Below are 10,520 nucleotides of genomic sequence, written 5' to 3' on the forward strand. Positions count from 1 at the left end.
GGAGCGTGGTCTGGGCGTGGACTGGTCGGGGGCGTTCCCGGGCGCGCGGCGGGTCGAGCTGCCGACGTACGCCTTCCAACGCAGCCGCTACTGGCTGGACGTTCCGACGACGAGCTGGGATGTCGCCTCAGCGGGTCTCGCCACGACCGGGCACCCGCTGCTCGGTGCGGCGATGGAGGTCGCGGACTCCGGTGAGCTGCTGCTCAGCGGGCGGATCTCGCTGGATACCCACCCCTGGCTCGCCGACCACGCGGTGTCGGGCGTCGTCCTCTTCCCGGGCACGGCCTTTCTCGAACTCGCGCTGCGCGCCGCGGCCGAGGCGGACTGCCCGGTGGTCGAGGAACTCACCCTCGGATCGGCGCTCTTACTCCCCGGCGAGGGAGCCGTCCACCTTCAGCTGCGCGTCGCCGCGGCCGACGGCGCCGGTCGCCGCGGGCTCAGCGTGTTCGCGCGTACGGCACGGGACGCCGACGGGCCCTGGACCGAGCACGCCACCGGCACCCTGGCCCCCCGGCCCGTCGAGGACCCGGCCGCGGCCGGTCTGCTGAGTTGGCCGCCGTCCGGTGCCGAACCCGTGGACACCGACGACCTCTACGAGCGGTTCGCCGAGGCCGGCTACCAGTACGGGCCCGCCTTCCGCGGCATCCGTGCCGCGTGGCTGCGCGGGGGCGAGGTGTTCGCCGAGGTGGTGCTGCCGGAGCCGCAGCACGCCGACGCCGCCGGATGCGCGCTGCACCCCGCGCTGCTGGACGCGGCCCTCCAGGGCGCCGCCCTGCTGCCCGACCGGGACGGCCGGGCCCGGCTGCCCTTCAGTTGGAACGGGGTGAGCTGTGGGATCGCCGGTGCCACCACGCTGCGCGTGCGGCTCGCCGCCGACGCGCCGGACGCCGTGACCCTGCACGCGCACGACCTGTCCGGGCGGCAGGTGCTCGGCGTGGAGTCCCTGCTGCTGCGGCCCCCGGCCGAGGGCGGGCCGCTCGCTGCGACCGCCCACGCCGACCTGCTGTACCGCCTCGACTGGACCCCGGCCACCGACCCGGCCACCGAGCGGGCAGGCAGCGCCGTGCCCGCCTGGGCGGCCCTCGGCGGTGCCGTGGCCGGGGCGGAGTCCTGGCAGGACCTCGACGCCCTGGCGGAAGCCCTCGGGTCGGGCGCGGTGCTCCCCGAGGTGGTCGTGGCGGCCGTCGCCACCGCCGGTCTGCCCGACCCCGCCGACCGGGTGCGTGCCACCGCGCACCGCGGGCTGGCCCTCGTTCAGCAGTGGCTTGCCGACGAGCGGTTCGCCGAAGCGACGCTGGCCCTGCTCACCCGGGACGCGGTCCGGACCGGGCCGGTCGACCGGCCCGTCGATCCGGCCCAGGCCGCCCTGTGGGGCCTGGTGCGCAGCGCGCGGGCCGAGCATCCCGGGCGGTTCGTCCTCATCGACGCGGCCGGGACCGCCGACCCGGCGGACGTCCTGCCCGCCGCGCTCGCCGCCGGTGAACCGGAGCTGGCGCTGCGTGCCGGGACCGCGCTGCTGCCGCGGCTGGCCCGCAGCGGCCGTCCCGACGGGACGCTGTCCCTGCCGGACGGCGCCGCCTGGCGGCTCACCACCGACGGCCGGGGCGGCCTGGAGGACGTCGCGGTGGAGCCCGTGCCCGCCGCCCTCGCCCCGCTGGGCAAGGGCGAGGTGCGGATCGCGGTGCGTGCCGCCGGGCTGAACTTCCACGACGTGATCGCCGCGCTCGGCCTGGACCCGGACCCCGAACAGCAGGGGCTGGGCAGCGAGGGCGCGGGGGTCGTCATCGAGGTGGGCCCGGGTGTGGAGGACCTGGCGCCCGGGGACCGGGTGATGGGCATCTTCGGGGGCGCGTTCGGCCCGACCGTCGTCGCCGACCGCCGCACCGTCGCCCGGATCCCGGCGGGCTGGTCCTTCGCCCGCGCCGCGTCCGTGCCCGTGGTGTTCCTCACCGCCTACTACGGTCTGTTCGATCTGGGCGGGCTGCGGCGCGGGGAATCCGTACTGGTCCACGCCGCGGCCGGCGGTGTCGGCATGGCGGCGGTGCAGCTGGCCCGACACGCCGGGGCGCAGGTGTACGCGACCGCGTCCCCGGCCAAGTGGGACGTCCTGCGGGCCGGCGGACTGGACGACGCGCACATCGCCTCGACCCGTACCACCGACTTCGCGGAGGCGTTCCTGACGGTCACCGGCGGGCGGGGCGTCGACGTGGTCCTGGACAGCCTGGCGCGGGAGTTCGTGGACGCGGGTCTGCGGCTGCTGCCGCGCGGCGGCCGGTTCGTGGAGATGGGCAAGACCGACGTCCGCGACCCGGAGACGGTCGCCCGGCAGCACCCGGGCGTGCGCTACCGGGCGTTCGACCTGATGGAGGCCGGTCCGGAACGCATCGGCGAGATGCTCGCCGAGATCCTGGACCTGTTCGAGCAGGGGGTGCTGCGTCCGCTGCCCGTCACCGGCTGGGACGTCCGGCAGGCCCCGGCCGCGCTGCGCTCGCTCAGCCAGGCCCGGGGCACCGGCAAGAACGTCCTGCTGCTGCCCGCTCCGCTCGACCCCGAAGGGACCGTCCTGGTCACCGGGGCCACCGGCACCCTGGGGCGGCTGCTGGCCCGGCACCTGGTCGTCGCACGCGGCACCCGGCACCTGCTGCTGGCGGGCCGCCGGGGCACCTCCGCCGACGGAATGCCCGAGCTGGTAAGGGAGTTGACCGGGCTGGGGGCGTCGGTGACGGTCGCCGCCTGCGACGTCGCCGACCGCACCGCGCTCGCCGACCTGCTCGGCGCGGTGCCCACCGGGCACCCGCTGACCGCCGTCGTGCACGCGGCCGGGGTCCTCGACGACGCCACCATCGCCGGGCTGACCCCGGACCGGCTCGACCGGGTGCTGCGGCCCAAGGCGGACGCGGCGCTCGCCCTGCACGACCTCACCCGGGACCTCGACCTCGCGGCGCTGGTCCTGTTCTCCTCGGGCGCCGCCCAGTTCGGCGCGGCCGGGCAGGCCAACTACGCCGCCGCCAACGCGGTCCTCGACGCACTCGCCGCCGAACGCCGCGCCGAGGGGCTGCCGGGCCTGTCCATCGGCTGGGGCCTGTGGGAGGAGCGCAGCGAGATGACCGCCGGGGTCACCGCGGGCCGGGGCGCCGGGGCGGGCGCGCTGACCTCGGCGGAGGGCCTGGCCCTGTTCGACGCGGCGCTGGACTCCCCGTACGCCTACCGGCTCGCGGCCAGGATCGCCCCGGCCGTGCTGCGGGCGGACGACCGGTTGCCCGCGGTGCTGCGCGGCCTGGTCCGCCCGGCCCGTACCGCCACGGGCGGGGCCGCGGCACCGGCCCGCTCGATGGCGCAGCAGCTCGCCGAGCTGCCCGAGGCCGAGCTGTACCGGACCCTGCTCGACCTGGTGCGCGGCAACGCCGCCGCGGTGCTGGGCCACAGCTCGCCGGACCTGATCCGCCCGGCCCGCCCCTTCAAGGACGTCGGCTTCGATTCCCTCACCGGGGTCGAGCTGCGCAACCGGCTGGTGTCCTCGACCGGGCTGCGGCTGCCCGCGGCGCTCGTCTTCGACCACCCCACACCGGAGGCCCTGGCCCGCCACCTTGTCGAGCGGACCGCTGCCGCCCGCCCCACCGGCGACGAGGCGGTCCGGGCCGGGCTCGACACCCTGGAGGCCCTGCTCGACGCCCTGCCGCCGGAGGGCATCAGCGACGAACTGGCCGCCCGCATACGGGACGTGCTGTCCCGTCCGCTGCCCGGCGGGACACCGCCCGCCGGCCCGGCCGGGGGCGACGCGGACGACCTGGCTCCCGAGCTGATCGAGGCGGCCAGCGACGACGAGATGTTCGACTACATCGACCGTCAGCTGGGCTCCGCATGACCGGCCGACCGGACCGCGCCGTAGACGCCGTACGCGCACCCCATGCACCCCATGCACCCCATGCACCCCGCGCACCCCGCGCACCCCGAGACGAGACCCGAGCACGAGCAGCCCGAGACGAAAGCAGCGGTGTCCAGTGAGCGACCAGAGGATGCGCGACTACCTCAACCGGGTGACCATCGACCTGCGGGACACCCGGCAGCGCCTCCGAGAGGCCGAGGCCCGGAGCAGCGAGCCGATCGCGATCGTGGCGATGAGCTGCCGCTTCCCCGGCGGCGTCCGCACCCCGGAAGACCTGTGGGAGCTGCTCGCCGAAGGCCGCGACACCATCGGGCCCGTTCCCGGCGACCGGGGCTGGGAGGCCGCCTGGCCGGCCGGCGGCACGGTCCCCGGCCGGGGGGCGTTCCTGGACGGCGCGGCGGACTTCGACCCGGAGTTCTTCGGCATCTCGCCCCGTGAGGCGGTCGCCATGGATCCGCAGCAGCGGCTGCTGCTGATGGCGTCCTGGGAGGCCGTCGAGCAGGCCGGCATCGACCCGCTCACCCTGCGGGGCAGCCGTACCGGCGTGTACGCGGCGGCCATCGACCAGGGGTACGCGACGCTGGGCGCCGGCGCCGCCGAAGCCGTCCAGGGGTTCCTGATGACGGGGAACTCGATGAGCGTGATGTCCGGGCGGGTGTCCTACGCGCTCGGCCTCGAAGGCCCCGCCGTCACCGTGGACACCGCCTGCTCGGCCTCGCTGGTGGCGCTGCACCTCGCGGCGCGGGCGCTGCGGGCCGGCGAGTGCTCGCTCGCGCTCGCCGGCGGGGTCAGCGTGATGGCGCTGCCCGCGGTGTTCGTCGAGTTCAGCCGGCAGGGCGCGATGTCTCCCGACGGCCGCTGCAAGCCGTTCGCGGCGGCGGCCGACGGCACAGGCTGGGGCGAGGGCGTGGGGATGCTCCTACTGGAGCGGCTGTCCGACGCACGGCGCAACGGCCGTACGGTCCTGGCCGTACTGCGCGGCTCGGCGATCAACCAGGACGGCGCCAGCAACGGCCTCACCGCCCCCAACGGCCCCTCCCAGCAGCGGGTCATCCGGGCCGCCCTCGCCGACGCGGGCCTCACCGCCCGGGACGTGGACGCGGTCGAGGCGCACGGCACCGGCACCACCCTCGGCGACCCCATCGAGGCCGACGCGCTGCTGGCCACGTACGGCCAGGACCGGCCCACCGGACGGCCGCTGTGGCTGGGGTCGCTGAAGTCGAACATCGGGCACACCCAGGCCGCCGCCGGGGTCGCCGGGGTCATCAAGACGGTCCTCGCGCTGCGGCACGGCGTCCTGCCCCGCACCCTGCATGTGGACGCGCCCACCCCGCACGCCGACTGGTCCTCGGGCGCCGTCGAACTGCTCACCGAGACCCGCGACTGGCCCGCCGTCGACCGGCCGCGCCGGGCCGGCGTGTCCTCCTTCGGCATGAGCGGCACCAATGCGCACGTCGTCCTCGAACAGGCACCGGAGCCGGAACCGGCCGCCGGGCCGGAAGCAGCGACCGGCGGCCCGGAAGCCGCGGCCGATGCGGTGCGCCCGCCCGCCGCCGTGCTGCCCTGGGTGCTGTCCGGCCGTACCGCGGCCGCGCTCGGCGACCAGGCGGCCCGGCTGCGCGCCCGCCTCGCCACGGACGCGCCCGCCCGGCCGGCCGACATCGGGTTCTCGCTGGCGACCACCCGGGCCGCCTTCGAACACCGGGCCGTGGTGATCGGCGACGGACACCCCGCCCTGCTGCACGGGCTCGCCGCCCTGTCCGTGCCGGACCCGGACCTCCCCGGCGACACGGCCCCCGGCCCCGTCCCGGCTGTGCCCGCCGACGTCGTCACCGGCACCGGTCGGGTCGTCGAGGGCCGGACCGCCCTGGTGTTCCCCGGTCAGGGCTCCCAGTGGGCCGGCATGGCCCGGGACCTGCTCGCCACCAGCCCCGTCTTCCGGGACCGGCTCGCCGCCTGCGACACGGCCCTCTCCGCCCACGTCGACTGGACGCTCCTCGACGTCCTCGACGGCGCGCCCGGGGCACCCTCCCTGGAACGGGTGGACGTGGTGCAGCCGGTGCTGTGGGCGGTGATGGTGTCCCTGGCCGCGCACTGGGACTCCTGGGGCGTCCGGCCCGACGCCGTGGTCGGGCACAGCCAGGGCGAGATCGCCGCCGCCGTGGTGGCGGGAGCCCTGACCCTGGAGGACGGCGCGGCGGTCGTCGCCCTGCGCAGCCGGGCCATCCGGGCGCTGGCCGGACTCGGCGGCATGGTCGCCGTGTCCCTGCCCGAGGACCGGGTCCGCGCCGAGATCGCCCCCTGGGCCGAGAAGCTGTCCGTGGCCGCCGTCAACGGGCCCGCCGCCGTGGTCGTCTCGGGGGAGACCGGGGCACTCGCCGAACTGCTCGCCCACTGCGAGTCCCGGGGCGTACGGGCCAGGGAGGTCCCCGTCGACTACGCCTCGCACTCGGCGCAGGTCGAGCGGATCAGGTCCGAGGTGCTGGCCGCGCTGGCCGGCGTACGCCCGCTGGCGGCCCGCATCCCGCTGTTCTCCACCGTCACCGGCGACCGGCTCGACACCACGGCCATGGACGCCGACTACTGGTATCGCAACCTCCGCGGCACCGTCCGCTTCGACGCCGCCGTACGTTCCCTCGTCGAACAGGGCCACGAGGTCTTCGTCGAGGTGTCGCCGCACCCGGTGCTGACCATGGCCCTCCAGGACACCGCCGAGGCCACCGGCGCCGCGGAGCCGCCCGTCGTCGTCGGCACCCTGCGCCGCGACGACGGCGGACTGCGCCGGGCGCTGCGCTCGGCCGCCGAACTGTGGGTGGCGGGCGCGGCCGTCGACTGGTCCGCGGTGTTCGCCGGCACCGGTGCCCGCCCCACGGCCCTGCCCGGATACCCCTTCCAGCTGCGGCGCTACTGGCTGGAGCCGGAGGCGGCGCCCGAAGCCCGCCCGGCCGCCGACCCGCACGACACCGCCTTCTGGCACATGGTCGACCACGAGGCCCCGGCCGAGATCGCCGCCCATCTCGCCGTCGACGAGGACGCCCTCGCCCCCGTCCTGCCCGCCCTGCGCGACTGGCGCCGGCAGCGCCGCGACGAGAGCGTCATCGACTCCTGGCGCTACCGCATCGACTGGCAGCCCCTGCCCGACCCGCCCGCCGCCGCCGCCGCCACCACCGCCGCCGGCACCTGGCTCGTCGTACTGCCCGCCGGACACGGCGACGACGAACGGGTCCGCGGCCCGGTCCTGGCCCTCACCGAAGCGGGTGCCACCGTCGTCACGGCCGAAGTCAGCGCCGGCGCCGTCCGCCGCGCGGACCTCGCGGACATCCTCGCCGCCGCCCTCGGCGACCGCGTCCCGACCGGCGTGCTCTCGCTGCTCGCCGTCGCGGACCAGCCCCACCCGGACCACCCGGTCCTGCCCATCGGAACGGCCCTCACCGTCGCCCTCGTCCAGGCCCTGGGCGACCTCGCCCTCACGGCACCCCTCTGGTGCGCCACCGCCGGAGCCGTGTCCACGGACGCGGACGACCCGGTCACCCACCCCCGCCAGGCACTGGTCTGGGGCACCGGACTGGTGGCCGCGCTCGAACTGTCCGCCCGCTGGGGCGGACTCGTCGACCTGCCGTCGGACCTCGACGCCCGCGCCCGGACCCGGCTCGCCGCCGTCCTCACGGCCTCCGGCGCCTGCCCCGGCCCGGACGGCGGCACCGGCCGCGAGGACCAGCTCGCCCTGCGCGCCTCCGGCCTCCTAGCCCGCCGCCTCCGCCACGCCCCCCGGAACGACGGCCGTACGAAGCCCTGGAAGCCTCGCGGCACCGTCCTGCTGACCGGCGGCACCGGCGCCGTCGGCCCGCACCTCGCCCGCTGGCTCGCACGCAGCGGCGCCACCCACCTCGTCCTGCCGGGCCGCCGCGGCCCCCAGGCACCCGGCGCGGCCGAACTCGCCGCCGAACTCGACGCCCTCGGCGTACGGCTCACCCTGCCCGTCTGCGACCTGGCGGACCGCCAGGACGTGGCGGCGCTGCTCACCGGCCTGGAGACGGCGGGCGACCCGGTCACCGCCGTCGTCCACGCCGCCGCCTTCGTCGCGCTCGCACCGCTCGACGGCACACCCATGTCCGCGTTCGAACAGATCGTCGCAGCCAAGGCCTCCGGAGCCGAACACCTCGACGCCCTCCTCGACCGGGAACTCGACGCCTTCGTCCTGTTCTCCTCCATCGCCGGAGTCTGGGGCAGCGGCGACCACGGCGCCTATGCCGCGGCCAACGCCTACCTCGGCGCCCTCGCCCAGCACCGCCGGGCCCGCGGCCTCACCGCCACCACCGTCGACTGGGGCATCTGGCAGGCCGAGAACCCGTGGCAGGACCGCATCGCCGGAGAAGACGCCGACCTGTTCAAACTGGAGCAGCACGGCCTGCCCCGGATCGCCCCCGACCTCGCCGTCCACGCCCTGCAACAGGCCCTGGACGACGACGAGACCGTACTCGCCGTCGCCGACGTCGACTGGGAGCGGTTCGCCGCCGTCTTCACCTCCACCCGTCCCAGCCCGCTGCTCACCGGCATCCCCGAAGCCCGCCGCGCCCTGGACGCGACGACCGGCGACACCGAGGCACCCGCCGCCGCACAGCTGCGGCAACGGCTCGCCGCCCTCGGCGCATCCGAACAGCGGCGCCTGCTGCTCGACCTGGTCCGCACCCACGCCGCCGCCGTCCTCGGCCACCCCACCGTGGACGCGATCCGGCCCGGCAAGGCCTTCCAGGACATGGGGTTCGCCTCCCTCACGGCGGTCGAACTCCGCAACCGGCTCAACACCGCCACCGGACTGCGGCTGCCGTCCACCCTGATCTTCGACCACCCCTCGTCCACCGCCCTCGCCGAGGAGATCCGCGCGGAACTCCTCGGCCGGCAGACCGCCACGGCGCACGCCGACACCCCGGGCACCGCCGCGCCCGCCCCCGTGCCCGACGACGAGCCGATCGCGATCGTGTCCATGGCCTGCCGCTTCCCCGGTGGCATCGGCACCCCCGAAGACCTGTGGCGGCTGCTCGCCGAAGGCGGCGACGCCGTCTCGGACTTCCCCACCGACCGCGGCTGGGACATCGAAGCGCTCTACGACCCCGACCCCGACCGCCCCGGCACCTCCACCACCCGGCGCGGCGGCTTCCTCCACGACGCGGCCGACTTCGACGCCGAGTTCTTCGGCATCTCCCCGCGCGAGGCCCTGGCCATGGACCCCCAGCAGCGGATGCTCCTGGAAACCACCTGGGAAGCCATCGAACGCGCCGCCATCGACCCCGTCGCCCTGCGCGGCAGCCGCACCGGAGTGTTCACCGGCGTCAACTACGCCGACTACGCCGCCGTCGTCGCCCAGTCGGAAGAAGGCGACGGCCACCTCCTCACCGGCAGCGCCCCCAGTGTCGTGTCCGGCCGGGTCGCCTACACCCTCGGCCTGGAAGGCCCCGCCGTGACCATCGACACGGCCTGCTCCTCCTCCCTCGTCGCGATGCACCTCGCCGGCCGGGCCCTGCGCGGCGGAGACTGCTCCCTCGCCCTGGTCGGCGGCGTCGCCGTGATGGCCACCCCCGGCGCCCTCATCAGCTTCTCCCGTCAGCGCGGACTCGCCGAGGACGGCCGCTGCAAGGCCTTCTCGGACGACGCGGACGGCATGGGCATGGGCGAGGGCGTCGGCGTCCTGCTGCTGGAGCGGCTGTCCGACGCCCGGCGCAACGGGCACCCGGTGCTGGCCGTGGTCCGCGGTTCGGCCACCAACCAGGACGGCGCCAGCAACGGCCTCTCCGCCCCCAACGGACCGTCGCAGCAGCGGGTCATCCGGGCGGCGCTCGCGGACGCGGGCCTGACGGCGTCCGAGGTGGACGTGGTGGAGGCGCACGGCACCGGCACCACCCTCGGCGACCCCATCGAGGCACAGGCGCTGCTGGCCACCTACGGCCAGGACCGGCCCGCCGACCGGCCCCTCCTGGTCGGCTCGCTCAAGTCCAACCTCGGCCACGCCCAGGCGGCATCGGGCGTGGCAGGGGTCATCAAGACGGTGCTGTCCATGCGGCACGGCGAGGTGCCCCGCACCCTGCACGTCGGCAGGCCGTCCGGCCACGTCGACTGGACCCGCGGCGCGCTCGCCCTCGCGACCGAGCAGCAGCCCTGGCCGGCCCACGACCGCCCGTACCGGGCCGGCGTGTCCTCCTTCGGCCTCAGCGGCACCAACGTCCACACCATCCTCGAACACACCCCCCTTGAGGACGACGGCGCGGCGGTCGCCCGCACCCCGCTGCCCGCGGTGCCCTGGCTGCTGTCGGCCAAGAGCCCGCAGGCCCTGCGCGCCCAGGCCGACCGACTGCGCCGCCACCTCGACGGCAGCCCCGCAGCGGACCCCCGCGACATCGGCTCCGCCCTGAACGCCCGCACCTCCTTCGAGCACCGCAAGGCCCTGATCGGCGACGCAGACCGACTCCGCACCCTGCTGGACCAACTGGCCGACGCCGACGCCGACGCACAGGCCTGGGACGGCGGGCGCACGGTGGACGGCGGCACGGTGTTGGTGTTTCCGGGGCAGGGGTCGCAGTGGGTGGGGATGGCTGCGGAGTTGTTGGGTGGGTCGGTGGTGTTCGCGGGGCGGATGGCG

General features: G+C 76.3%; 2 protein-coding genes. Both read left to right on the forward strand.

Features of this window, described 5'->3' with window-relative positions; translation table 11 throughout:
- Window positions 1-3,865: SDR family NAD(P)-dependent oxidoreductase (locus ACFW22_RS35010; RefSeq protein WP_386412634.1), on the forward strand; the 3,865-nt coding region annotated here is incomplete at its 5' end.
- A 151-nt stretch (window positions 3,866-4,016) separates the two neighbouring features.
- On the forward strand, window positions 4,017-10,520 hold a 6,504-nt coding region (locus tag ACFW22_RS35015), incomplete at its 3' end, for a type I polyketide synthase (protein WP_386412637.1).

This window comes from Streptomyces sp. NPDC058872 (assembly GCF_042743065.1).
Classification (GTDB): Bacteria; Actinomycetota; Actinomycetes; order Streptomycetales; family Streptomycetaceae; genus Streptomyces.